Here is a 22,593-nt window from a genome sequence, read left to right on the forward strand (position 1 = left end):
CCGCAGGTCGGGTGCGGCGCGGGCGCCCGCGCCGCACCCACCACCGTTATCGACAGGATCCGCCACCGACTTGAGGCCCGGGACCGCGCGGCGAACACCCCTGGTTCGGGGCCGACTGTCCCGAAGCCGTCCCGGCCCTGTCGCGACCCCGTCCCACACCCCGTCCCGACCCGGGCAACGTCTCGACCTGGAGGTGCACGTGCGCAAGGATGGCGCCGTGACCGAGCATCCGTACCGACGGAGGGCGGACGCGGGAGGTCCGCCCACCGGCGGCCCGGCCCCGGCGCCCGACGAAGAGCTGATGCGTGCCCTCTACCGGGACCACGCAGGCCCGCTGTTCGGCTTCGTGCTGCGCCTGGTCGGCGGCGACCGGCAGCGCGCCGAGGACGTGGTGCAGGAGACGCTGGTCCGCGCCTGGCGCAACATCCACCGCCTGGACGAGGCCGCCACCGGGTCGCTGCGCCCGTGGCTGGTCACCGTCGCGCGGCGGATCGTGATCGACGGCCACCGCAGCAGCATGGCCCGGCCGCGCGAGGTCGACCCCGCGCCGCTGGAGCTGCTGCCCGCCGAGGACGAACTCGAGAAGGCACTGCGGCTGATGACCATCTCCGACGCGCTCGACGACCTGACCGAAGCGCACCGCGAGGTCATCGTCGAGACGTATCTCAAGGGGCGTACCGTCAACGAGGCCGCCGCGGAGCTCGGCATCCCCGCGGGTACGGTCAGGTCGCGCATCTTCTACGGGCTGCGCGCCCTGAAGATCGCGCTGGAGGAGCGAGGAGTGACATCGTGACGTCGCACCACGGGCAGCACGTCGACGTCGGCGCGTACATCCTCGGCGTCCTGGACCCGGAGGACCTCGAAGCCTTCGAGCAGCACCTGGCCGGCTGCGCGGTCTGTGCCGCGGAGATCGACGAACTCTCCGGTGTGGCACCGCTGCTGGCCGAACTCGCGGAGGCCGGCCCGGTCGCCGCACCGCCCTCGCCGCAACTGCTCGACCGGCTGGTCGGCGAGGTCTCCGCGACCCGGAGGCGCAACCGCGTGCGCCGACTGGCGCTGGTCGCCGCCGCGGCGGTGCTGGTGGTCGGCGGCCCGCTGGCCACCCTGGCAGCGACCAGCGGTGACACGCACACGCCGCCCGCCGCGACCGCGCAGTTCGCCGCCACCGACCCGGGGACGGGTGTCTCTGCCCAGGTCGGTGTCGAGCCGAAGAAGTGGGGCAGCAGCATCAGCCTGTCGCTCTCGCACGTGAGCGGGCCGAAGGTCTGCGACCTGGTCGCGGTCTCCCGCACGGGGGAGCGCCAGACCGTCACCACCTGGTCGGTGCCGCCGACCGGCTACGGGACCGAGGCGCTGCAGACCACCGGTGGCGCCGCGCTCGCCCCCGGCGACATCGACCACTTCGAGGTCCGCACCGTCGACGGCAACCAGCTGCTGGTCTCCGTCCCGGCGAAGGCCGCCTGAACCGCCCTGAACCGCCCAGCCCCCGCCCCGGCCGGCACCGCGCCCACCCGGCCGAGGCGGGTCCGTGCTTCTCCGCCGCCCTCAGGGCCCGGTGAAGGTGCGGCGCAGCAGGGCCGCGATCCCCTCCGGGGCGGCCGGGTGGATGCGCCCGGCGAGGTGGCCGTCGGGGCGGACGAGCACGGCCTCGGGGCTGCGCGCCCCGTACGCGGCGCGGAACTCGTCCAGCCCGTCGCGGACGGCCGCCACCCCGGGGGTGTCCGCCGTGCTGCCCGGAGCGAGCACGGCGTAGACGTCCAGTTCGCCGCGGGCCGCCTCGCGGCCGGCCCGGGCACAGACGGCCGGCAGTCCGGCGGGCGCGTCCGGGCCGAGGTAGAGCAGCAGGGTGTGGTGCGGGCCGCGGAGCAGGTCGAACAGCCGCTGCGGGAAGGTCGCGAGGGGCTGGACGAGGCCGCGGCAGTCCGGCGCCCGATCGCCCGGCCGGACGGGCAGGACCGCGTCGCCGTCCGCGGCGGCCGGGTCGAGCAGTGGACTGTCCGGATAGCCGACCAGCAGCTGGGCCTCGCGGCGCAGCAGGGTCGCCATGCTGTCGCCGTCCGTGCCGATGCCGGCGCGCGCATGCCGGACGGTGCGGCCCACGACCTCCTCGCCGACCGGGCGGCGTTCGGCGTCGTAGCTGTCGAGCAGGGCGTCCCCGGCGGCGCCGCGCAGCACCAGGGCGAGCTTCCAGGCGAGGTTGTAGGCGTCCTGGATGCCGGTGTTCATACCCTGCGCGCCGGTCGGCGGGTGGATGTGGGCGGCGTCCCCGGCGATGAACGCCCGGCCCTGCCGGTAGCGGCCGGCCAGCCGGTGGCTGATCCGGAAGACGGAGGACCAGCGCACGGCGGAGACCGTCGCCGGCTGCGGCGAGAGCCGGTCGACGACGGCCTGCAGGTGCTCGACCCCGGGCAGTCCGCCGGCGTCCAGGCCGTGCGCGATCCCGTCCGCGCCGCCGGCGTCGCCGACGAGCTCCGGTGCGGCGACCGCGGACATCCGGTAGCGGTTGCGGCCCGGCAGCGGGATCGCCACCAGCACGTCGTCGGGCGCACCGTCCGGCCGGTGGCGCACCACCCGCACGCCGTACCCGGAGGGCATGTCCCAGTCGATCTCGACGTCGCCGAGCATGTACGACTCCCCGAAGGCGCCGCCGCCGAAGTCCAGGCCGAGGGCCTTGCGGACCGCGCTGTGCGCGCCGTCGCAGCCGACCAGGTACCGGCAGCGGACGCGCTCGGTGCCGGCGGACGTCCGCAGCACGGCCGTCACGCCGTCCGGGTCCTGCTCGAAGGAGAGCAGCTCGCAGCCGCGCTCCACCCGCGTGCCGTACGTCTCCAGATGCCCGGTGAGCAGTTCCTCGGTGACGTACTGCGGCAGTGCGGCGAAGGAGTAGGGCACGTCCGGCGGCAGCGCCAGCTCGATCCGCGGCTTCTCCTCGCCGTCGACCCAGCTCAGCTGGCCGTGCATCGGCACGGCCTCGGCGAGCACCTGCCGGGCCAGGCCCATGGTGTCCCAGACCTCCAGGGTGCGGGGCTGCACGCCGACGGCCTTCGCGTAGCGGTGCGGTGCGGCCAGCCGGTCGACGATCCGGCACTCGGCGCCGTGCCGCCGCAGCTCCGCCGCGGCGGTGAGCCCGACCGGCCCGGCACCGACCACCAGCACGTCCGTGTCCACCATGACCGGCTCCCATCCGCCGCGGGCACGTCCTCTGCCACCAGCGTGCGCACCCCGGATCGCCCCCTGCCACTCGCCGGGGCTCAGGAGCCGTCTTCCGCGGTGCTCGGTGGTCGATTCAGGTGCCCCCGGGGTCCCCGAGCTCCGGCACCGCGGTTCAGCGCGGGCCGGGGGGACCTCCGCGGGCGGTGAGGCGGCGCAGGGTGCGGCCGCAGTGGCGGGCGTAGAGGCGCTGGAAGAGCGGGACGAGGGGGCCGGCGAGGCGGGTGGGGCGGGTGGCGGGGCGGCTGAAGGCGGTGACGGTGAACCAGACGGTGCCGTCCGCGCCGAGTTCGACGACGAAGGCCTCCTCGCCGCACTCGGGGTGGCCGGCCAGGGTGCCGTAGGCGAAGCCGGTGCGGCGGGGCTCGTCGACGGCCCGGACGACCTCGCAGGGGGCGGTGATCCTGGCCGGGCCGAAGCCGATCCCGCAGGTGACCCGGGTGCCGGGGACGGCCCGCGGGCCGTCGGCGTCGATCAGGACGCGGGCCGCGCGGTGCATCCGCCAGGTGGTGACGGCCAGCCCGGCGGCGGCGAAGTCCGCGGGCCCGTGGCCGACCGCGGTGCGGTGGTGCAGGTGGTGGTAGCCGGCGGGCAGCGGTCCCGGACCGGCGGTGGCGCCGACCTCCGGGTAGGTGAAGGTCATCGGGCCTCCGTGGGCGGGGGAGCGGTGCGGGTGCGTCACCGCCGACCCTACGGGCGGGGGTGAACGCGTTCGGATCCGGGGGCGGCGCGGGCCCGGGCGGCGCCGGACGGCCCGAGATGGCGGGGTTCCGGGGCACGGCGCACGCTGGAGGGGAAACCCCAGGAGGTGGCCGCCATGATGCACACACTCGTCGGATGGCACATCGAGTTGGAGTTCCAGGAAGAGGGCGACCGGACGAAGGCGGTCGCGATGGTCCGTCTGTCGGACGGCACCGAGGTCCGCTCGCACGGCTTCAGCACCCGCCACCACGCCGACAGCCCGCAGCCCAGGGTGGGCGAGGAGGTCGCCGGGGCGCGCGCCCTCAACGACCTCGCCATGCAACTGCTGACCAAGGCCCACGGCGAACTCAAGGAGAACGCCAAGGCCCCCGACCACCCGCTGATGTAGCCCGCCGGCACCGGGCTGGGACTCTTCGACGGGTGCCCGGTGGTCGGTTCAGGGGCGCGTGGGGGCACCTCCCGGCCGAAGGCCGGGAGGTCCGTCACGCGTCCCTTGGTGGGTTACCGACGCGCCGTCGAAGACACGTCCCTAGCCGGCGGAGCCGGCCACCGGCTCCGCGGGCAGCTGCGTGCTCCCGGCCCGGGCCGGTGCCGGCCGGGAGCGCTCGGCCAGGCGCACCGCCGGCCCGGTCGCCGCACCCGCCAGCGCGAACATCCCGCCCAGCACCAGCCAGCCCCGGGCCCCGCCGCCGAGCACCAGCGAGGTGAGCAGCACCGGGCCGACCATGCGGGCCACCGCCACCCCCGTACCGAAGAAGCCCTGGTACTGGCCCTGCCGGTCGGCCGGTGCCAGGCCGAAGGCGATCTCCCAGGAGCCGGCCGCCAGCATCATCTCCCCGGCCACCTGCAGCGCCGCCGCGAGCAGCAGCACCGCCGCGGCCGACCATGCCGAGGTGCCGGAGGAGGACACCGCGAACGCCGCGCAGCAGGCCAGCAGCAGCACCCCGGCCCACCGGACGTACCGGGCCGCCGCGGCGAGGGACGCCACCCCGCGGGCCACCCGCACCTGGCAGACCACCACCGTCAGCGTGTTCAGCACCAGCAGCGCCGCGGTCAGCCAGTCCGGCGCGGCCGTCCGCCCGACGATCCACAGCGGCACGATCAGCGACAGCAGCGGCATGTAGAGCAGCATCACCGTGTTCAGCAGCGCCAGCAGCGCGTAGGGCCGGTCGCGCAGCACCGCCAGCCGCGGCTCGCCCGCCACCGCCACCGACGGCGCGACCGCGGGCAGCCGGGACAGCAGCACCGCCGCGGCGAGGAAGCTCAGCGCGTCCACCGCCAGCACCGCCCGGTACGCGGCCGGGGTGTCCAGGTGCAGCGCCGCGCCGCCCATCGCCGCGCCGACCGCCAGGCCGGCGTTGACGGTGGACTGCAGGTACGCCCGGACCTCCGTCCGCCGGGCCGGCTCCACCAGACCCGCGAGCAGCGCCTGGCGGGCCGCCCCCAGGCCGCTCTGCGCGCAGCCGTACAGCACGGCGGCCGCCAGGAACACCGGGAAGGACCCGGCGAGCAGGAACACCCCCACCGCCGCCGAGGTGGCCACCGCCAGCAGGGCCGCCACCCCGCGCGGGCCGCGCCGGTCGGCCAGGTGCCCGAGCGGCACGCCCGCCAGGGCGCCGGCCGCCCAGCCGAGGGTGAGGCCGAGGCCGATCCGCCCGGCGGACAGCCCGACCACCCGGGTGAAGTACAGCGCCGAGGTGACCAGGAAGGCGCCGTCGCCGAGCGCGTTGGTCAGCTGGGCGCCGGCCAGCCCGCGGGCCGGGCCCGCGGGCGGCAGCAGTCCTCGGTGCGGCATGGCGGTCCCTCCCGGCGACGGTGTCCGACCCGACCCTAGGTCATGCCACCGACAACCGGGCGGCCGCGGCGGACGGGTCGGGGCCGCCGGTCAGCCCGCGAGGTCCGCCAGCGGCACGTCCGGGTCGGCGAGCCGCGCCTCGTCCACCGCCCGCCCGGAGCGCACCAGTTCGCGGATCGGGTCGGTGACGTCCCAGACGTTCACGTTCATGCCGGCGAGCACCCGGCCGCCGGACGTCCAGAAGGCGATGAACTCCCGCCCCGGCACGTCCCCGCGGAACACCACCCGGTCGTAGCCGCCGGGCTCCACGTAGCCGGTGTACTCCATGCCCAGGTCGTACTGGTCGGTGAAGAAGTACGGCACCCGGTCGTACACCGCGTCCCGGCCGAGCATCGACTTCGCCGCGGTGGCGGGCTGGTTGAGCGCGTTCGCCCAGTGCTCGACCCGGATCGGCCGGCCGAACAGCGGGTGGAAGGCGTTGGCCACGTCGCCGGCCGCGAAGACGTCCGGGTGCGAGGTGCGCAGGTGCTCGTCGGTGCGGACCCCGTTGTCCACCTCCAGCCCGGCGGCCTCGGCCAGCTGCGCGTTGGGCTTGATGCCGACGCCGACGACCACGGTGTCGGCGGGCACCAGCGAGCCGTCGCCCAGCCGCACCCCGCCGTCCTCGACCGCGGCGACCTGCACGCCGAACCGCAGGTCGACGCCCTTCGCCCGGTGCAGGTCCGCGAAGACCTGCGCGACCTCGCGGCCGAGGACCCGCAGCAGCGGCAGTTCGGCGACCTCCAGCACCGTCACCTCGGCGCCCGCCAGCCGGGCCGCCGCCGCGGTCTCCAGGCCGATCCAGCCCGCGCCGACCACGACGATCCGCGCCCCCGGCGCCAGCCGGTCCCGGATCCGCTCGCTGTCCCCGACCCGGCGCAGCGTCAGCACGTCGGGCCGGTCGCCGCCGGGCACCGGCAGCCGGCGTGGCGAGGCCCCGGTCGTCAGCAGGAGCTTGGCGAAGCCCAGCCGTCCGCCGTCCGCCAGGGTCACCGCGTGCCCCCCAGGGTCGATCGCGGTGACGGCCGTGCCCAGCCGCAGCGTGACGTCGTTCTCGCGGTACCAGTCGGCGGAGTGGACGTCGAACTCGGCGCGCGGCGTCTTGCCCTGCAGGTAGCCCTTGGAGAGCGGCGGCCGCTCGTAGGGCAGGTCCGGCTCCTCGCCGATCAGCTCGACCGGCCCCCGGTACCCCTCGGCGCGCAGGGCCTCGACGGCCTTCGCCCCGGCGAGGCTCGCCCCGACGACGACGTACGGCTGCTCCATGATCGCTCCCTCGTTCGACTGCTCCGCCCGCCGTCCGGGCCCGCCACCTGGGAGCATGCCCGCCCACTGCCGCCGCAGGACCGGCGACACCCCGGGCGGCACCGGACCGGGCAACGCCCTCCCGCCGGGAGCCGCGCGCTGATCCGACGCGAGCGACCGGTCAGCCCCTAGGCTGAGCAGGGCCACGAACCGGAAGGAGAAGCCCGCATGGGTGAGCAGAGGGCCAGGGTGCGGTGCGTCCCGGCGGTGCCGTGCTGGGTCAGCCTGATGGCCCGGGACCTCGGCGTCGCCAAGGCCTTCTACGGCCCGTTGCTCGGGTGGACCTTCGAACCCGGACCGGACCGCTGGGGCGAGTACGTGTGGGCGGTCGTCGACGGCGTCGAGGTGGCCGGGCTCGGCGTGATGGCCGGCGACTGGCAGCCGCCGGTGGCCTGGACGACCTACTTCGGCATCGAGAGCGCGGACCGTGCGGCCGAGGGCGTGCGCGAGCGCGGCGGCACCCTCGCGGTGGGGCCGCTCGCCTTCGACGCCGGCCGGGTGGCGCTGGCCGCCGACCCGCAGGGCGCCGTGTTCGGCATCTGGGAGGGCGAGCCCGGTGTCGAGACCTGGATGAAGGAGCCGGGCGCCCCGGTCTGGATCGAGCTGCGCTCCCCGGACCCGTTCGCCGCCGCCCTCTTCTACGGCGAGGTGTTCCGCTGGGACTCCCGGGACAAGGAGCACTTCGAGGTCCGCTACGAGCACGAGCGGGTGGTGCTCCGCTCGGAGGGCCGCAACGTGGCCGCACTGCGGGCCGCCCGCGGCCAGGCCCCGCACTGGGAGGTGTTCTTCTCGGTGGCCGACACCGACGCGGCCGTCCTGCGGGCGGTCGAACTCGGCGGCAGCGTCGCCGAGCCCGCGGGGGACACCCCGTACGGCCGTACGGCGCGCCTCCAGGACACCGAGGGCGGCATCTTCTCGGTCATCGGCCCCGGCCACACCCTCGGCGACGGCTGACGGCGCCGCCCGGTCGCCGGCCCGCGGCCGCTGACCACCCCCGCCGGTCGCCGGTCGCCGGTCGCCGGTCAGCGGTCGGCGGTGGCGTGGGCGAAGAGTCGGCGCATCGCCTCCGGGAGTTCCTCGGCGGTGCGGACCGGGTGGCCGAACTCGAAGCGGGCGTCCAGCACCCGGCCGTCCGCGCCGACCAGCCGCAGCCGCAGGCCGAAGCGGTCGAGCGCGACCGGCCGGACGGCGCGGACACCGTCGGCGCTCGGTGCGGAGCGCTGACCGGCCGCCCGCAGGCCGAGGGCGCGCACCTGGTCCGCGTGCGAGGAGTCGAGGTGCTGCAGCAGCTGGGCCTCCTCGGCGGCGAGCGGGTCGGAGGCGGCGGCGGCGAAGGCGGCCGGTTCGACGCAGCAGGCCGAGCCCCAGAGGTCCTCCACCGCGAGGTGCTCGGGTTCCAGGCAGAGCAGCACGTGGCCGGTGGCTCGGCGGCGCGGGAAGAGTGCGGCGATCCGGGCCGGGGTGGCCCGGGAGAGGACGCTCAGCCGGCCCTGCACCGCGGCCCGGCCGCGGATGCGGTGCGGCAGCGCGACCGGTGCCACGTCGACGGCGTCGAGCTCCGCGGTGACCGGGCCGTCGCGGCGGGCCAGCACCGCGATCCGGTGCACCGGCGAGCCGTCCTCGACCAGCACCGCGACCGCACCGTCCGGCAGGACGGCGCAGTCCACCAGTGGCGGCGGTCCGGGCCGCTCGACCAGGTCGATCCCGGGTACGTCCAGCACCACCGAGGAGGCGAACTCCAGCAGCGTACGGATTCGTTCGGCGGCACTCGGCACGGCGTCGGACATCGCCCCTCCTCGTCAGGTTAGGTAAGCCTAGCCTAATTCCCAAGGGGCGCCAGTGGCATGTGCAGATGTGTCCCGGCGTGTTCGGGGCCGGTCGCGCGGTGCGTCCGTCGCCGCGGTCAGCCGGCCGCCGATCCGAGCATCCGCAGCACCAGGGTGCCGTAGCGGCGGCCGAGCTCCTCGGGGCTCTCGGTGGAGCGGTCGGTGTACCAGCGGGCGACGTCGATGCCCAGCGACGTCACGGCCCGGGCCGCCGTCCGGGAGTCCGGCACCTCGAACTCGCCCCGGGCGACGCCCTTCTCGATGATCCGCCGGACGGTGTCCTCGATCCGGATGCGCAGCTCGGCCACGTCGGCGAAGGCGTCCTCGGGCAGTGCGTGCAGCTCGTTGTTGACGATCCGGCCCACCGTGTGGCCGCGGGCGTGCCAGGCGGTGAACTCCTCGACCAGGCGCCGCATCTGCTCCACCGGCTCGCCGCTCGACGCCTCGGCCTGCTCCACCAGGTCGAGGGTGGCCCGGTGCCCGGTGCGGCTGATCTCGGAGAGCAGGGCCGCCTTGGACGGATAGTGGATGTAGAGCGCAGCGGGGCTCATTCCGGCGCCGGTGGCGATGTCCCGGGTCGTCGTGGCGTGGTAGCCGCGGCGGGCGAAGGACTCGACGGCCGCGAGCAGCAGGCGCCGGGCGGCCTCGGTGCGCTCCCCGGGCCACAGGTCGGCGGTCGCTTGGTCGGTCATGGCGTCAATCCTCGCAGACGGATCAAGGCCGGAGTGCGCCCGGCTGTTGACAGTGTGGCCCGTCGCCAACATGTTAAGCAAGCGCTTAGTCAGCACCCTGTCGAGACGTACGGCGAAAGGTTCGGCGATGACACCCTCCTTCAAGGGCCAGGTGGCCCTGGTCACCGGCGCCAGCCGGGGCATCGGCCTCGGCATCGCCCGCGAGCTGGTCCAGCGCGGCGCCAAGGTCTGCATCACCGCCCGCAACCCCGAGCCGCTCGCTGAGGCCGTCCGGGACCTCGGCGGCCCCGACCACGCCCTCGCCGTGGCCGGCAAGTCGGACGACGCGGCCCACCAGGAGGAGGCCGTCGCCCGCACCCTGGAGACCTTCGGCCGGCTGGACATGCTGGTCAACAACACCGGCATCAACCCCGCCTACGGGCCGGTGCTCGACACCGACCCCGCGGTGGCCGCCAAGATCCTCGCCGTGAACGTCCTCGCCCCGCTCGCCTGGACCCGCCGCGCCCACGCCGCCTGGATGGGCGAGAACGGCGGCGCGGTCGTCAACGTCGCCTCCATCGCGGGCATCCGCGCCTCCGCCAACATCGGCATGTACGGCGTCAGCAAGGCCGCCCTGATGCGCCTCACCATGGAGCTCGCCGCCGACCTCGGACCGGACATCCGGGTCAACGCGGTCGCACCCGCCGTGGTGAAGACCAAGTTCGCCGAGGCGCTCTTCGAGGGCCGCGAGGAGAGGGTCGTCCGCGCCTACCCGCTCGGCCGCCTCGGCCTGCCCGAGGACATCGCCGGCGCCGTCGCCTTCCTGCTGTCGCAGGACGCCGCCTGGATCACCGGCCAGACCCTCGTCGTCGACGGCGGCGTCACCCTGGGCGGCGGGCTGTGACCGGCCTCGCCGGGCAGGGCGTCGTCGTCACCGGCGCCGGCCGCGGCATCGGCGAAGCCCTCGCCGCAGCCTTCGCCGCCGCCGGCGCCCGCGTCGTCGTCAACGACCTCGATGCGGAGGCCGCCGAGGCCGTCGCCGCCCGGATCGGCGGCACCCCCGCCCCCGGCGACGCGGCCTCGCCCGAGGGCGTCGCCGCCCTGATCGCCGCCGCCCGTGACGCCCTCGGCCGGATCGACGTCTACTGCGCCAACGCCGGCATCGCCCCCGTCGGCGGCGCCGACGCCGGACCGGAGGTCTGGGCCCGCGCCTGGGACGTCAACGTGATGTCCCACGTCCGCGCCGCCGAACAGCTGCTCCCCGACTGGCTGGAGCGCGGCGAGGGCCGCTTCCTCGCCACCGTCTCCGCAGCCGGCCTGCTCACCATGCTCGGCTCCGCCCCGTACGCCGTCTCCAAGCACGGCGCCCTCGCCTTCGCCGAATGGCTCGCCGCCACCTACCGGCACCGAGGGCTCAAGGTCCACGCCCTCTGCCCGCAGGGCGTCCGCACGGCCATGCTGGAGGGCACCGGCGCCGCCGGCCAGGTCCTGCTCACCCCGAACGCCATCGAGCCGGACGAGGTCGCCGCGGCCACCCTCGCGGCGATCGCCGAGGAGCGGTTCCTCGTCCTCCCGCACCCCGAGGTCGCCGACTACTACGCCGCCCGGGCCACCACCCCCGACCGCTGGATCGGCGGCATGAACCACCTCCAGCAGGCCATCGAGACCAAGGAGGGCAGCCCCGCATGAAGGCCTGGCAGGTCACCGAACTCGGCGAACCCGCCGCAGTGATGCGGCAGACCGAGACCGAACGCCCCGAACCCGGCGAGGGCCGGCTGCTGGTGAAGGTCCGCGCCGCAGCCGTCAACTTCCCCGACGCCCTGATGTGCCGCGGCCACTACCAGGTCCGCCCGCCGCTGCCCTTCACCCCCGGCGTCGAACTCTGCGGCGAGATCGCCTCCGGCGACCGCGCCGGCGACCGCGTCGTCGGCACCGCGCTGCTGCCCGCCGGCGCATTCGCCGAGTACGCCCTGATGGACCCGGCCGCCGCCTTCCCCGCCCCGCCGGCACTGGACGACGCCGAGGCCGCCGCTCTGCACATCGGCTACCAGACCGCCTGGTTCGGCCTGCACCGCCGGGCCCGCCTGCAGGCCGGAGAAACCCTCCTCGTGCACGCCGCGGCCGGCGGCGTCGGCAGCGCCGCCGTCCAGCTCGGCAAGGCCGCCGGCGCCCGGGTCATCGGCGTGGTCGGCGGGCCGGACAAGGCCGCCGCTGCCGCGGCACTCGGCGCCGACCTGGTGATCGACCGCCACCACGAGGACTTCACCGCCGTCGTCAAGGAGGCCACCGGCGGCCGCGGCGCCGACGTCGTCTTCGACCCGGTCGGCGGCGACGCCTACACCGGCTCCACCAAGTGCATCGCCTTCGAGGGCCGCATCCTCGTCGTCGGCTTCGCCGGCGGCACCATCCCGGCCCCCGGCCTCAACCACGCCCTGGTCAAGAACTACGCCATCCTCGGCCTGCACTGGGGCCTGTACAACACGTACGACCCGCGGGCGGTCCGCGACTGCCACGCCGAACTCACCGCCCTCGCCGCCAAGGGCGTCGTCAAACCCCTGATCGGCGAGCGCCTCCCGTTCGCCGAGGCCGCCACCGCCGTCCAGAAGGTCGCCGACGGCACCTCCATCGGCCGCCTGACCGTCCACCCGTAACCGGGCGGCGACGCCCTTCCGGCCGAAGGCCGGGGGAGAACCGCGAGCAGCGGAACGGCACATGCAGCGCCCTTCGGCCCCGCGCGGTTCTCCCCCCAGCCTTCCGCCGGGAGGTGCCCCCACGCGTCCCTGTCCTGGCTTCGCCGCGTCAGCCGCCGAGCAGCGGGAACAGCCGGGCGACCACCGCGACCGGCCGCGCCGCCGCCGGCCGCCCGGCCGGCCGGTCGTCCCGGTCGCCGTACCGGGCGAGCAACTGCCGTACCTCTTCGGCGAGCCGGGACATCTCCTCCGGCGTCAGGTGGACGACGGCGCTGAACGCCTCGTCGTGCCGCCACCCCTCCGGCGCCCGCCCGCGACGGGCCAGCCACTGCCGGTCGCTCTCGGCCTCCAGGTCGCGCGCCGGCTCGCCGAACTCCCCGTCCCGGCCCGTCTCCTCCGTCGCCCCGCCCCCCGCCTGCCGCAGGCGCCACGGCCTGGCCCGGCCCCCGGTCTGCGGCACCTCCTCGATCCGGCCGTACCGGGCCAGCTGCCTGAGGTGGAACGAGCACAACCCCGAGCTGTACCCGAGGCGCCCCGCCGCACCGGTGGCCGTGACCGTGCCCTCCTCCGCCAGCAGGCGCAGCAGCGCCGTCCGCACCTCGTGATCGGACAGTTCGCCGCCGGGCCGTGCGGCCCTCCGCTGAATTGACGCTCCCTCAGTCACTTTGCAAAGTCTGCTGCTTTGCAAATCATCCGGCAAGCGCAGGCAAGCGCCGGCAGGCAGCCGCGGGCCCGTGCCCGACAGGCAAGGGGGAACACCGATGGCGGAGCAGCACCACCACCGCGCCCGGACGGCCGACGGGTCACGCGTCCTGGTCCAGGGCGAACCGGTCGACCGCTGCCCGGTGCCTTCGCCCGAGGCGACCAGGGGCACGGTGCTGCGGATCACGGAAGTGGGGGAGGGATCCTGCACCGGCCGTGCCGCCCGGCGGACACGGAGTTCGGCAGCCCGGGCCTCACCCGGCTGATCGACGACATGTTCGCCCCCGTGTACACCGCCGAAGGCGCCGGCGCGGCGGCCAGTCAGGTCGGTGTCGACCTGCAACTCTTCGTCTACGACTGCCTCGACGACGCCGGCGTCCGCCGCGTCGGCCACGTCCTCAACCCCGTGCTCGACCCGGAGGACGTGCGCGCGCCGCCTCCTCGACGACGAGGGCTGCCTCTCCGTCCCCGGTGCGGCCGTGGAGGTGCCGCGCTCCGCCCGCACCGTCGTTCGCGGGCAGGACCGCGAGGGCCGTCCGACCACGGTCGAGGGCACCGGCTGCTTCGCCCGCTGCCTGCAGCACGAGACGGACCACCTGCAGGGCCGCCTCCACCTCGACCGCCTCGCCGGGCGGGACTGCCGCGAGGCCCTGCGGCAGACGGCCGAGCGGCGCGAACGCGTCCTTGCGCAGCGCGCGGCCGGGGCGGAGCGGCTTCGCGCCGCGCACCCCGCCGTGCCGAGAACGGGCCGGGCGCCGCGGAGGGAGACCGCCGTCGGCTCCCCCTGCGGCGCCCGTGCGCCCCTCCTGCTCAGCCGGCCACCGGCGCCGGGAGGTCCACCAGGTGCGCCAGGGCGGCCCGGTGGGCGCCCGGGGTGCCGAGGGCGATCTGGTCGGCCTTGGCGCGCTTGAGGTAGAGGTGCGCCGGGTGCTCCCAGGTCATCCCGATGCCGCCGTGCAGCTGCACGCACTCCTCGGCCGCCCGCACCGCCACCGCCCCGCAGTGCGCCTGCGCCACCGCCACCGCGACCTCCGCGTCGGCATCGCCGCGCGCCAGCACGTCCGCCGCGTACCGGGCCGCGGCCCGCGCCCCGACGGTCTCCAGCCACAGGTCGGCCAGCCGGTGCTTGAGGGCCTGGAACGAGCCGACCGGCCGGGCGAACTGGGTCCGGTCCTTCAGGTACGCCACGGTCGTCGACAGACACCACTCGGCGATGCCCAGCTGCTCGGAGGCGAGCAGCCCGGCCCCCGTCAGCAGCGCCCGCCGCACCGCCTCCCCGGCCGCTGCACCGGCGGCCAGCCGCCGCCCGGGCACCCCGGTCAGCGCGAGGTCGGCCAGCGGGCGGGTGAGGTCCAGCGACGTCCGGCGGGCGACGGCCAGTCCGGCCGCCGCCGCGTCGACCGCGTACAGGGCGGCCCCGTCCGGCCCGACGGCCGGCACCAGCAGCACGTCCGCGACGAGGGCGTCGGCGACCGAGGTGATCCGCCCGCTCAGCGTGCCGGCCCCGTCCACCCGGACGGTCGCCGGGAACCCGGCCCCGGGCGCGGTGGAGAGCGGCACGGCCAGCGCGGCCGTCCGCTCCCCGCCGGCGAGTGACGACACCAGCTCCTCGGCGCCGCAGGCGAGCAGCGCGGTCGTCGCGAGCACCGCGCTGCCGAGGAACGGCACGGGCGCCGCGCTGCGCCCCAGCTCCTCCAGGACGACCGCGGTCTCGCGCAGCGACGCACCGGCCCCGCCGAGCTCCTCGGGCACCTGGAGGCCGGCCGTGCCGAGGTCGGCGGCGAGCTTGCGCCACAGCGCCGGGTCGTACGGCACGGGCCCCTCGCAGCGCGCGAGGATCGCCTCGGGCGGGCAGTGGTCGGCGAGCAAGGCCCGTACGCTGCTGCGCAGTTCCTCCTCGACCTCGGAGTACAGCAGGTCGGCCGGGCCGGTGGCGTCGGTCATCGCGGCAGCTCCTTCCAGGGCACGTTCTTGTCGGCGCGCGGCTCGCCGGGCAGGCCGAGGACGCGCTCGGCGATGATGTTGCGCAGGATCTCCGAGGTGCCGCCCTCGATGGAGTTGCCCTTGGCGCGGAGGTAGCGGTAGCCGGCCTCGCGGCCGGTGAAGTCGACGTGGTCGGGCCGGACCATCGTCCAGTCGTCGTAGGCGAGGCCGTCCTCGGCGAGGAGTTCGACCTCCAGGCCGCTCAACTCCTGGGCGAGGCGGGCGAAGGCGAGCTTCATGGCGGCGCCCTCGGGGCCGGGCTGGCCGACCGCGAGCTGCTGGCGCAGCCGTTCGCCGGTGAGCCGGGCGACCTCGGCGTCCACCCAGCCCTTGAGGAGCCGCTGGTGGAGGTCGTGGGTGCGCAGTTCGGGCCGGGCGCGCCACGTCCCGGCCACGACGCCGACCATGCCGGCCTCGCGCGGTGCCGCCTGGCCGCCGATGGCGACCCGCTCGTTGTTGAGGGTGGTCTGGGCGACCTGCCAGCCTTCGCCGACGGCGCCGAGCCGGTGCGCGTCGGGGATGCGGACGCCGGTGAGGAAGACCTCGTTGAACTCGGCCTCGCCGGTGATCTGCCGCAGCGGCCGGACCTCGACGCCGGGGTCGGTCATGTCGCAGACGAAGTAGGTGATGCCGCGGTGCTTGGGCACGTCAGGGTCGGTGCGGGCGATCAGGATCGCCCAGCGTGCGGTGTGCGCACTGGACGTCCAGACCTTCTGGCCGTCCACCGTCCAGGTGTCGTCGTCGAGGACGGCCCGGGTGCCGAGCGCGGCGAGGTCGGAGCCGGCGCCGGGCTCGGAGAAGAGCTGGCACCACACCTCCTCGCCCGTCCAGAGCGGCCGCAGGAAGCGCCGCTTCTGCTCCTCGGTGCCGTACGCGAGGATGGTGGGGGCGGCCATGCCGAGGCCGATGCCGATCTTGCGGGGGTCGTTGCCGGGTGCTCCGGCGGCGGCCAACTCGGCGTCCACGACTGCCTGCAGGGGCCGCGGTGCGCCCAGGCCGCCGAGCCCTTCGGGAAAGTGCACCCAGGCGAGGCCGGCGTCGAACCGGGCCCGCAGGAAGTCGAGCCGGTCGGTGGCCGCCGGGTCGTGGGCGGCGAGCAGCTCCGCCACCCGCTGCCGGAGGTCCTCTTCACGGACGGCCATGTCAGCCCTCCTTCTTCTGGTAGCGGCCCAGCTCGCGCCGGGCGAGCGAGCGGCGGTGCACCTCGTCGGGGCCGTCGGCGAGCCGCAGGGTGCGGTTGCCGGCCCAGAGCTGTGCGAGCGGGGTGTCCTGGCTGACGCCGGCGGCGCCGTGGGTCTGCACGGCCTTGTCGAGGATCCACTCGACGGTCTGCGGGACGATGATCTTGATGGCCTGGATCTCGGTGTGCGCACCGCGGTTGCCGACGGTGTCCATCAGCCAGGCGGTCTTCAGCACCAGCAGCCGGGCCTGCTCGATCCGCACCCGGGACTCGGCGATCCAGTCCTGCACCACGCCCTGGTCGGCCAGCGGCCGGCCGAAGGCGACCCGGGCGACGGCCCGGCGGCACATCAGCTCCAGCGCGCGTTCGGCGATGCCGAGGGCCCGCATGCAGTGGTGGATCCGGCCCGGACCGAGCCGGGCCTGGGCGATGGCGAAGCCGGAGCCCTCCTCGCCGATGAGGTTGGCGGCGGGCACCCGGACGTCCTCGAAGAGCACCTCGGCGTGCCCGCCGTGGTCCTGGTCCTCGTAGCCGAAGACGGTCATGCCGCGCTTCACGGTGACGCCCGGGGTGTCGCGGGGCACCAGGATCATCGACTGCTGCCGGTGCTTGGCGGCGGTGGGGTCGGTCTTGCCCATGACGATGAAGATCCGGCAGTTGGGGTTCATCGCGCCGGTGATGTACCACTTGCGGCCGTTGACGACGTACTCGTCGCCGTCCCGCTCGATCCGGGTGGTGATGTTGGAGGCGTCCGAGGAGGCGACGTCCGGCTCGGTCATCGCGAAGGCGGAGCGGATCTCGCCGGCGAGCAGCGGCTCCAGCCACTGCTTGCGCTGCTCCTCGCTGCCGAACTGGTCGAGCACCTCCATGTTGCCGGTGTCCGGGGCGGCGCAGTTGAGCGCGGCGGGGGCGAGCAGCACCGAGCGGCCGGTGATCTCGGCGAGCGGCGCGTACTGGAGGTTGGTGAGGCCGGCACCGGCCCCACCGGGCAGGAAGAGGTTCCACAGGCCGCGTTCCCGTGCGGCGGCCTGGAGTTCGGCGACGACGGGCGGGATCGTCCACGGCTCGCGGGCCGGGTCGGCGAGCTGCGCGGCGAGCACCGGCTCGGCCGGGTACACGTGCTCGTCCATGAAGTCGAGCAGCCGGGAGCGCAGCTCCTCGGTCCGGGTGTCGAAGGAGAAGTCCACGGGTCAGCGCTCCTTGAGTGCGGTGAGGCCGAACTGCACGAACAGCGGGACGAGTTCGCCGACCCGGTCGAAGCCGGCTCCGACCGTTCCGCCCTGGGTGAAGCGGTAGTGGATGCCCTCGAGCACGACCGCGAGCTTGAAGGAGGCGAAGCCGGTGTACCAGCCGAGCGCCGAGACGTCCCGGCCGGAGCCCGCTGCGTACCGGGCGACCAGTTCGGCGGTCTGCGGGAAGCCCTCGGCGAGGGCGGCGCCGGGCAGCACGCCGTTGAAGCGGCGGGCGAGCTCGGTGTACATCACCAGCAGGCCGAGGTCGGTGAGCGGGTCGCCGAGGGTGGACATCTCCCAGTCGAGGACGGCGCGGATCCGGTCGTCCGGGCCGACCAGGACGTTGTCCAGCCGATAGTCGCCGTGTACCAGTGCGGGCGCGGGGGAGGCCGGCAGGGTGCGGGCCAGCTGCTCGTGCAGGTCGTCGATGCCGGCCACCTCTCGGCTGCGGGAGGCGTCCAGCTGCTTGCCCCAGCGGCGCAGCTGGCGCTCCAGGAAGCCCTCGGGGCGGCCGAACGCGCCGAGGCCGACCGCCTCGGGCTCCACGGCGTGCAGGTCGACCAGGGTGTCGACCAGGTGCAGGCCGAGCGCGTGCACCCGCTCCGGGCCGAGCGCGCCGAGCGCCTCGGCGTCCCGGTGCGGGGTGCCCTCGACGTACTCCATGAGGTAGAAGGGCGCGCCGATCACCTCGGTGTCCTCGACCAGCAGCAGCGGCCGCGGCACCGGGACGCGGGTGGGGTGCAGGGCGGCCAGCACGGTGTGCTCGCGGGTCATGTCGTGTGCGGTGGCGAGGACGTGGCCGAGCGGCGGCCGGCGCAGCACCCACCGCCCGGTGCCGTCCTCCAGCAGGTAGGTCAGGTTGGACTTGCCGCCCTCGAACAGCTTCGCCCGCAGCGGGCCGGTGACGGTGCCCGGACGTTCTGCGTCGAGCCGCTCGCGCAGCCGGTCCAGGTCGAGACCGGGTGGGGTCTCGGGGGTGTCGCTCATGGGCCCTCGCCTCGGGGAAGGACTGATCGGATCAAGCGCTGACTCAAGCACTGACTCACGCACTGACTAAGCGCTTGCTTAGCTTCGCCGCGGCGCCCTCCCCTTGTCAACGGCCCGCACGGCCTCCCGGGTGTCCCGGCGTGCGGGCCGGGTGTGCCGCGACGCCCTCCGGGGCGCGCACGGGAACGCCACGAGCCGTCCGCGGCAGCTCTGCCGGGACGGCTCGTGGGGGCGGCGGGACGCCCCGGAGGCGGGTGGATGCCCTGGGGCGGTTGGGGCCGGAAACCGGGGGAGCCCGGCCGCTGTGGGGCGGCCGGGCTCCTCGGGTGGTGCGGGCAGGAAGTCCCTTCGGTGACCGGTCCGGTCCTGCCCGGAGGGTGGGGTCAGTGGCCGCCCTCGTCGACGACCTCGACGTCCTCGATGTTCTGGTCGATCGCGTCGGCGGGCAGGGCCACGCGGATCGCCCAGTGGTAGATGCCGAGCGCGAAGGCCGCGACGAGCAGCATGTCCCACCACATCGGGATGGTGCCGGTGCCGTCGCCGAAGCCGCCCTGCCAGGAGATCAGGCCGAGGCCGACCAGGTAGGCCGGCAGCCACTGCGCCGGGCGCCAGTCCAGACGCGGCGCGTTCGGCAGGCCCTTGCGGACGGCGTACGCGGCGTAGCTGCCGAGCAGCAGGTAGCCGATGAGGATGGCGATGCCGAGGCGGGCCAGGGTGTGCCAGCCGGTCCAGTAGATGATCAGGCTGGCCACGATGAAGGACAGCGGGGCGATCACCTCGCCGAACGGCAGGCGGTAGGAGCGCTCGCGGTCCGGCAGGCGGCGGCGCAGGGCGCCGAAGGCGAGCGGGGCGCCGGCGTACATCAGCACCGAGGCGGAGGTGATGAAGCCGACCAGCTCCTGCCAGCTCGGGAAGGGCAGGAAGCAGATCACGCCGGTGACGAAGGAGATGATCAGGCCGAACCACGGCACGCCCCGCTTGTCGACCCGCTCGAACAGCTGCGGGGCGTAGCCGTTCTTGCTGAGGCCGTAGGAGATGCGCGAGGTGGAGGTGGTGTAGATCAGGCCGGTGCCGCCGGGGGAGACGATGGCGTCGAAGTACAGCACCCAGGCGAGCCAGCCGAGGCCGACCAGGGTGGCGAGGCCGGCGAACGGGCCGGAGATGCCGGGGAAGTCGAGGTTCTCCCAGCCCTTGGCGAAGGCGGTGCCGGGCAGCGCGGCGATGAAGACGACCTGCAGGAGGACGTAGATCAGGGTGCCGATGGCGACCGAGCCGAGCACCGCGCGCGGGATGTCGCGCTTGGGGTTCTTGCTCTCGCCGGCCAGCTGGATGGCCTGCTCGAAGCCGAGCAGCGCGAAGATGATGCCGCTGGTGCTGATCGCGGCGAGCACGCCCTTGATGCCGAACGGCGCGAAGCCGTGCGAGGTGAAGTTGCCGCCGTGGAAGTTGGTCACCGCGAGCACGAGGATCGTGGCCAGCGGGACGGCGATCTTCAGCCAGGTCGCCACCGAGTTGGTGTGCGCCAGCACGCGGACGCCGAGGAAGTTGACCGCGACGAAGACGCCCATGAGCAGGACGGCGACGACGAAGCCGCTGACCGTGAGGGTGCCGTTGTCGTTCAGGAAGCCCTTGGCGAACTCCCAGTGACCGGCGTAGCCGATCATGGCCTCGACCTCGATGGGGGCGACCGTCGCCGCCTGCAGCCAGGAGAACCAGCCGAACGACATGCCGGCGAGTCCGCCGAAGGCGTAGTGCGGGTAGCGGGCGGTGCCGCCGGCGACCGGGAAGAGGCCGCCGAGCTCGGCGTGGACGAACGCGAGCAGAACGATCGCGACCGCGCCGATGCCCCAGGAGACGAGGGCCGCCGGGCCGGCGACCATGACGGCGTTCTTCGCGCCGTACAGCCAGCCGGAGCCGATGATCGAGCCGACGGAGGCCCAGAGGAGGCCGATCAGCCCGACCTCGCGCCGCAGTGATCGGCTGCCTGTGCCGTTCGGCGGGGCGGAGGACGGGGCGAGCTGGTCGACAGAAGCCATGGGTGGGATTGACCTCTCGATGAATGGCAGGGGTTGAGAGTTGCCCAAGGCTAGGCGGAGTGATTTGTCGAACAGAACCCCATGATTCCGAATAGTTATCTGCCCCGAGCGGCGATGATCATGATTATTCGTCAAATCCCTTGGAGTGCCTGCGAGTTGGCGTATGTGCAGGTAGGGCAAAGGTTTGTAAATTTGAGCTTCTCTTGAGGAATTGGCTGGCGGGGTATCGCCACCCGCCGCAGTGCATAATGATGAGGCGGACCGGTGGAGATTCCTGGGATCCGTTGTGCAAGACTATGCAGACCTCGGAAATGGTGCAGACCACCATTCAGCGCCGTTCGGGCGCTGTCGATCCGGGCCCCGCGCGGGGTTCAGCCGACCGTCACCTTGTCGCCGAGCGCATTCACGACGTACCACTGGTCGAGCTGCTGGCCGCCGGCCTCGCCGGGCACGGTGTCCTCGGCGAAGTAGTACAGCGGGTGCCCCTTGTAGAGGACCTGACCGACCCCGTCGGTCCGTTTGCCGACCCCCAGCAGCCCGTCGTCCACGCCGGCGCCCGCGACCGGGAAGCCGGTCGTCGTCAGCGGCGGACACCGCGTCGCGCACTCGCCGTAGCAGGTCGACTGCGTGGAGGTGTCGCCCTCGTAGAGGTAGAGGGTGCGGCCCCGGGAGTCCACCAGGATCGGCCCGAACCCGGCGCCGTCGGCCAGCGACACCTGGGTGCCGGGGGCCGGGGCGGGCGACTCGGCCGGCTCGGGCGCGGCGCTCGGGGCCGGGGACTCCGTCGACGGCTCCTGCTGCGCCGGCCGGCCCGGCAGCGGCGCCGGATTCGGGTCGCCCGGGGCGCAACCGAGGCAGACGGCGGCGAGCAGGACGGCAGCGAGGACGGCAGCCGGACGGACCTTGGGCATGGCGGACTCCTTCACCCGACGTGAGCGGTCAGCTACCACTACCGCCCCGCGCCGCCCGCCCGGCCACTCCAGCGGCCCGCCCCTCGGCGGTTGGAGTGGCCCGATTGCCCTGGATGGCCGCCTCCGCCCGGGTGGACCCCCGCACGCGGGCCGCGGCGACCGCCGCCGGCGGCCCGCGTCAGTCCGCGGACCAGACGGTGCGGTCGCCGCCGCGCCAGCCCACCAGGTCCGGATCGTCCAGATCGGGCTCGGACACCCCCGCGTGCCGGATGAACTCCGCCACGTCCTCCTCGCCGTACGCCCGGCCGACCAGCCGGCCGTAGATCTCGACCCGGCGGTACGGGCGGACGCCCCGGGTGGGCGGGCGCACCACGACGGGCGGGGTGAAGATGTCCTCGCCGCTCTGCTCCGGTGACGCTGCCATACCCCCAGTGTCACCCGCCGCGCACCCGAGCGGCGCCGGCCGCATCCCCGGATCGCCCGACCGGCCCACAGCACGGCGCGCCGCCCGGTCCCTGCTTCCCGTCCGGTCGTCCCCCTCCGCGCGGGCCCGCCGTCCGGTCGGACGTCTCCACAGGGGCCCGCCCTCAGGCCGGCCGTCGCCCCGGCCGCTCGGGCAGTGCCTCGGTGAGCAGCGGCGCCCGGTACAGCGGCGGCGGTTCGCCGGGCAGGTCGGCCAGGTACCAGTAGTGCCGCAGCATGAACTGCAGGATCCTCCGCACCCGCAGCAGCAGCGCCGCGGCCAGCGGCAGCTCGACCAGCAGGGCCGCGGCGACGCTCGCCCAGACGTCGTCCGTCCCCCAGGACAGCATCACGTCGAACCAGGCGTCGCAGATCAGCAGGACGCCCGCCGCCAGCGCCCACGGCACCAGCAGCCGGCGCCGCTGCCAGCCGAACCAGGCGGTCGCCGCCAGGGCCGCCAGCAGTCCGAGGTCGAAGCCGACCCAGGCGAGCCGCCACTGCCGGGCCTCGAAGTGCACCGGCAGCGTCGCGGCCAGGAAGCCGATCCACGGCAGCAGCGCCGCGCAGCACACCACCAGGACGCCCAGGCCCCGGCGCCGCCGCCGGTCGATGCCGCGCAGCTCCTCCTCGGTGAGCTGCTCGCGCCAGTCGGTGGGGTGCCCGCAGTGCGGGCAGCTCACGCGGTGCTGCACCATGGCGTACTCCCTGGCCGGGCGGTCCCCTCCCGGCATTCTCCCGCCGCCCCGGGGACGCCGCAGGGCCCGCCAGCCCGCCGCCCCGGGGACGCCGCAGGGCCCGCGCGGGCTGCCTCCGGGCCCGCCGCGAGGGCGGGGCCGGGGCGTCCGAGCGGGCCCTGGCGGGGTGG

General features: G+C 74.9%; 22 protein-coding genes and 1 pseudogene. 8 read left to right on the top strand and 15 right to left on the bottom strand.

The window, feature by feature from the left end; genetic code table 11:
• The first annotated feature begins 199 nt into the window (after positions 1–199).
• Positions 200–793, top strand: a complete 594-nt coding sequence (locus tag KSNIM_RS29170; RefSeq protein WP_411543791.1) for a sigma-70 family RNA polymerase sigma factor — start codon at positions 200–202, stop codon at positions 791–793.
• The gene (locus tag KSNIM_RS29175) at positions 790–1,464 is read left to right on the top strand and encodes an anti-sigma factor family protein (RefSeq protein ID WP_263106113.1); all 675 of its coding nucleotides are present in this window, start codon (positions 790–792) and stop codon (positions 1,462–1,464) included. Before KSNIM_RS29170 ends, KSNIM_RS29175 begins: the two co-directional genes overlap by 4 nt.
• Positions 1,465–1,545: 81 nt before the next feature.
• Here the strand turns inward: KSNIM_RS29175 and KSNIM_RS29180 are convergent, their stop codons facing one another.
• Both KSNIM_RS29180 and KSNIM_RS29185 read right to left on the bottom strand, forming a co-directional pair.
• Positions 1,546–3,171 (bottom strand): FAD-dependent monooxygenase, encoded by a 1,626-nt coding sequence (locus KSNIM_RS29180; protein ID WP_263106115.1) that lies wholly within the window; start codon positions 3,169–3,171, stop codon positions 1,546–1,548.
• 154 nt (positions 3,172–3,325) lie between these two features.
• Positions 3,326–3,853 (bottom strand): DUF1990 family protein, encoded by a 528-nt coding sequence (locus KSNIM_RS29185; RefSeq protein WP_263106116.1) that lies wholly within the window; start codon positions 3,851–3,853, stop codon positions 3,326–3,328.
• A 174-nt stretch (positions 3,854–4,027) separates the two neighbouring features.
• Here KSNIM_RS29185 and KSNIM_RS29190 point away from each other — a divergent pair, with 174 nt between their 5' ends.
• A complete protein-coding gene (locus tag KSNIM_RS29190) occupies positions 4,028–4,300 on the top strand; it encodes a DUF1876 domain-containing protein (RefSeq protein ID WP_263106118.1) in 273 nt (90 codons plus the stop codon).
• A 141-nt stretch (positions 4,301–4,441) separates the two neighbouring features.
• On the opposite strand, the gene KSNIM_RS29195 is transcribed toward KSNIM_RS29190, so the two are convergent.
• Together KSNIM_RS29195 and KSNIM_RS29200 are read right to left on the bottom strand one after the other, a co-directional pair.
• The gene (locus KSNIM_RS29195; RefSeq protein WP_263106119.1) at positions 4,442–5,707 is read right to left on the bottom strand and encodes an MFS transporter; all 1,266 of its coding nucleotides are present in this window, start codon (positions 5,705–5,707) and stop codon (positions 4,442–4,444) included.
• Positions 5,708–5,797: 90 nt separating this feature from the next.
• Positions 5,798–7,009 carry an NAD(P)/FAD-dependent oxidoreductase gene (locus KSNIM_RS29200; RefSeq protein ID WP_263106121.1) on the bottom strand — a complete coding sequence of 404 codons (1,212 nt, stop codon included), beginning with the start codon at positions 7,007–7,009 and terminating at the stop codon, positions 5,798–5,800.
• A gap of 207 nt (positions 7,010–7,216) precedes the next feature.
• Between KSNIM_RS29200 and KSNIM_RS29205 the strand changes: the two genes are divergently transcribed.
• Positions 7,217–8,002, top strand: a complete 786-nt coding sequence (locus tag KSNIM_RS29205; RefSeq protein WP_263106122.1) for a VOC family protein — start codon at positions 7,217–7,219, stop codon at positions 8,000–8,002.
• A 68-nt stretch (positions 8,003–8,070) separates the two neighbouring features.
• Here the strand turns inward: KSNIM_RS29205 and KSNIM_RS29210 are convergent, their stop codons facing one another.
• Both KSNIM_RS29210 and KSNIM_RS29215 read right to left on the bottom strand, forming a co-directional pair.
• Entirely contained in the window at positions 8,071–8,835 is a 765-nt protein-coding gene (locus KSNIM_RS29210; protein ID WP_263106123.1) for a DUF2470 domain-containing protein, read from the bottom strand.
• 116 nt (positions 8,836–8,951) lie between these two features.
• Positions 8,952–9,566, bottom strand: a complete 615-nt coding sequence (locus KSNIM_RS29215; protein ID WP_263106124.1) for a TetR/AcrR family transcriptional regulator — start codon at positions 9,564–9,566, stop codon at positions 8,952–8,954.
• Between the two features lie 127 nt (positions 9,567–9,693).
• Between KSNIM_RS29215 and KSNIM_RS29220 the strand changes: the two genes are divergently transcribed.
• Genes KSNIM_RS29220 through KSNIM_RS29230 form a run of 3 tightly spaced genes read left to right on the top strand, consistent with a single transcriptional unit; the run spans position 9,694 to position 12,196 of the window.
• Entirely contained in the window at positions 9,694–10,449 is a 756-nt protein-coding gene (locus KSNIM_RS29220; protein ID WP_263106126.1) for an SDR family oxidoreductase, read from the top strand.
• Entirely contained in the window at positions 10,446–11,234 is a 789-nt protein-coding gene (locus KSNIM_RS29225) for an SDR family oxidoreductase (protein ID WP_263106127.1), read from the top strand. The genes KSNIM_RS29220 and KSNIM_RS29225 overlap by 4 nt, the downstream gene beginning before the upstream one ends.
• A complete protein-coding gene (locus KSNIM_RS29230) occupies positions 11,231–12,196 on the top strand; it encodes an NADPH:quinone oxidoreductase family protein (protein WP_263106128.1) in 966 nt (321 codons plus the stop codon). The genes KSNIM_RS29225 and KSNIM_RS29230 overlap by 4 nt, the downstream gene beginning before the upstream one ends.
• Before the next feature lie 148 nt (positions 12,197–12,344).
• On the opposite strand, the gene KSNIM_RS29235 is transcribed toward KSNIM_RS29230, so the two are convergent.
• The gene (locus KSNIM_RS29235) at positions 12,345–12,899 is read right to left on the bottom strand and encodes a helix-turn-helix domain-containing protein (RefSeq protein WP_263106129.1); all 555 of its coding nucleotides are present in this window, start codon (positions 12,897–12,899) and stop codon (positions 12,345–12,347) included.
• Positions 12,900–12,996: 97 nt separating this feature from the next.
• Here KSNIM_RS29235 and def point away from each other — a divergent pair.
• Positions 12,997–13,659 (top strand): annotated as a pseudogene (gene def, locus KSNIM_RS29240) (peptide deformylase); the annotation flags it as partial.
• A gap of 88 nt (positions 13,660–13,747) precedes the next feature.
• Here def and KSNIM_RS29245 read toward each other — a convergent pair.
• The 8 genes from KSNIM_RS29245 to KSNIM_RS29280 form a co-directional block, all read right to left on the bottom strand.
• Complete coding sequence (locus tag KSNIM_RS29245) at positions 13,748–14,881, bottom strand: acyl-CoA dehydrogenase family protein (RefSeq protein ID WP_263106130.1); 1,134 nt, start codon at positions 14,879–14,881, stop codon at positions 13,748–13,750.
• Entirely contained in the window at positions 14,878–16,062 is a 1,185-nt protein-coding gene (locus tag KSNIM_RS29250) for an acyl-CoA dehydrogenase family protein (protein ID WP_263106131.1), read from the bottom strand. The genes KSNIM_RS29245 and KSNIM_RS29250 overlap by 4 nt, the downstream gene beginning before the upstream one ends.
• 1 nt (position 16,063) lies before the next feature.
• Complete coding sequence (locus KSNIM_RS29255; RefSeq protein WP_263106132.1) at positions 16,064–17,287, bottom strand: acyl-CoA dehydrogenase family protein; 1,224 nt, start codon at positions 17,285–17,287, stop codon at positions 16,064–16,066.
• Between the two features lie 3 nt (positions 17,288–17,290).
• On the bottom strand, positions 17,291–18,319 hold the full coding sequence (locus KSNIM_RS29260; RefSeq protein ID WP_263106133.1) for a phosphotransferase family protein: 1,029 nt from the start codon (positions 18,317–18,319) through the stop codon (positions 17,291–17,293).
• A 383-nt stretch (positions 18,320–18,702) separates the two neighbouring features.
• The gene (locus tag KSNIM_RS29265; protein WP_263106134.1) at positions 18,703–20,355 is read right to left on the bottom strand and encodes an APC family permease; all 1,653 of its coding nucleotides are present in this window, start codon (positions 20,353–20,355) and stop codon (positions 18,703–18,705) included.
• 371 nt (positions 20,356–20,726) lie between these two features.
• Positions 20,727–21,266 carry a hypothetical protein gene (locus KSNIM_RS29270; protein WP_263106135.1) on the bottom strand — a complete coding sequence of 180 codons (540 nt, stop codon included), beginning with the start codon at positions 21,264–21,266 and terminating at the stop codon, positions 20,727–20,729.
• Between the two features lie 178 nt (positions 21,267–21,444).
• A complete protein-coding gene (locus KSNIM_RS29275; protein ID WP_263106136.1) occupies positions 21,445–21,690 on the bottom strand; it encodes a hypothetical protein in 246 nt (81 codons plus the stop codon).
• A 163-nt stretch (positions 21,691–21,853) separates the two neighbouring features.
• On the bottom strand, positions 21,854–22,423 hold the full coding sequence (locus tag KSNIM_RS29280) for a hypothetical protein (protein ID WP_263106137.1): 570 nt from the start codon (positions 22,421–22,423) through the stop codon (positions 21,854–21,856).
• Between the last annotated feature and the right edge of the window lie 170 nt (positions 22,424–22,593).

This window comes from Kitasatospora sp. DSM 101779 (genome assembly GCF_025655475.1).
Lineage (GTDB): Bacteria > Actinomycetota > Actinomycetes > Streptomycetales > Streptomycetaceae > Kitasatospora.

Excerpts from the sequence above, each read along its gene's own strand:
- KSNIM_RS29180 (WP_263106115.1), bottom strand. The coding sequence starts at position 3,171 with ATGGTGGACACGGACGTGCTGGTGGTCGGTGCCGGGCCGGTCGGGCTC.
- KSNIM_RS29185 (WP_263106116.1), bottom strand. The coding sequence starts at position 3,853 with ATGACCTTCACCTACCCGGAGGTCGGCGCCACCGCCGGTCCGGGACCG.
- KSNIM_RS29190 (WP_263106118.1), top strand. The coding sequence starts at position 4,028 with ATGATGCACACACTCGTCGGATGGCACATCGAGTTGGAGTTCCAGGAA.
- KSNIM_RS29195 (WP_263106119.1), bottom strand. The coding sequence starts at position 5,707 with ATGCCGCACCGAGGACTGCTGCCGCCCGCGGGCCCGGCCCGCGGGCTG.
- KSNIM_RS29200 (WP_263106121.1), bottom strand. The coding sequence starts at position 7,009 with ATGGAGCAGCCGTACGTCGTCGTCGGGGCGAGCCTCGCCGGGGCGAAG.
- KSNIM_RS29205 (WP_263106122.1), top strand. The coding sequence starts at position 7,217 with ATGGGTGAGCAGAGGGCCAGGGTGCGGTGCGTCCCGGCGGTGCCGTGC.
- KSNIM_RS29210 (WP_263106123.1), bottom strand. The coding sequence starts at position 8,835 with ATGTCCGACGCCGTGCCGAGTGCCGCCGAACGAATCCGTACGCTGCTG.
- KSNIM_RS29215 (WP_263106124.1), bottom strand. The coding sequence starts at position 9,566 with ATGACCGACCAAGCGACCGCCGACCTGTGGCCCGGGGAGCGCACCGAG.
- KSNIM_RS29220 (WP_263106126.1), top strand. The coding sequence starts at position 9,694 with ATGACACCCTCCTTCAAGGGCCAGGTGGCCCTGGTCACCGGCGCCAGC.
- KSNIM_RS29230 (WP_263106128.1), top strand. The coding sequence starts at position 11,231 with ATGAAGGCCTGGCAGGTCACCGAACTCGGCGAACCCGCCGCAGTGATG.
- KSNIM_RS29245 (WP_263106130.1), bottom strand. The coding sequence starts at position 14,881 with ATGACCGACGCCACCGGCCCGGCCGACCTGCTGTACTCCGAGGTCGAG.
- KSNIM_RS29250 (WP_263106131.1), bottom strand. The coding sequence starts at position 16,062 with ATGGCCGTCCGTGAAGAGGACCTCCGGCAGCGGGTGGCGGAGCTGCTC.
- KSNIM_RS29260 (WP_263106133.1), bottom strand. The coding sequence starts at position 18,319 with ATGAGCGACACCCCCGAGACCCCACCCGGTCTCGACCTGGACCGGCTG.
- KSNIM_RS29265 (WP_263106134.1), bottom strand. The coding sequence starts at position 20,355 with ATGGCTTCTGTCGACCAGCTCGCCCCGTCCTCCGCCCCGCCGAACGGC.
- KSNIM_RS29270 (WP_263106135.1), bottom strand. The coding sequence starts at position 21,266 with ATGCCCAAGGTCCGTCCGGCTGCCGTCCTCGCTGCCGTCCTGCTCGCC.
- KSNIM_RS29275 (WP_263106136.1), bottom strand. The coding sequence starts at position 21,690 with ATGGCAGCGTCACCGGAGCAGAGCGGCGAGGACATCTTCACCCCGCCC.
- KSNIM_RS29280 (WP_263106137.1), bottom strand. The coding sequence starts at position 22,423 with ATGGTGCAGCACCGCGTGAGCTGCCCGCACTGCGGGCACCCCACCGAC.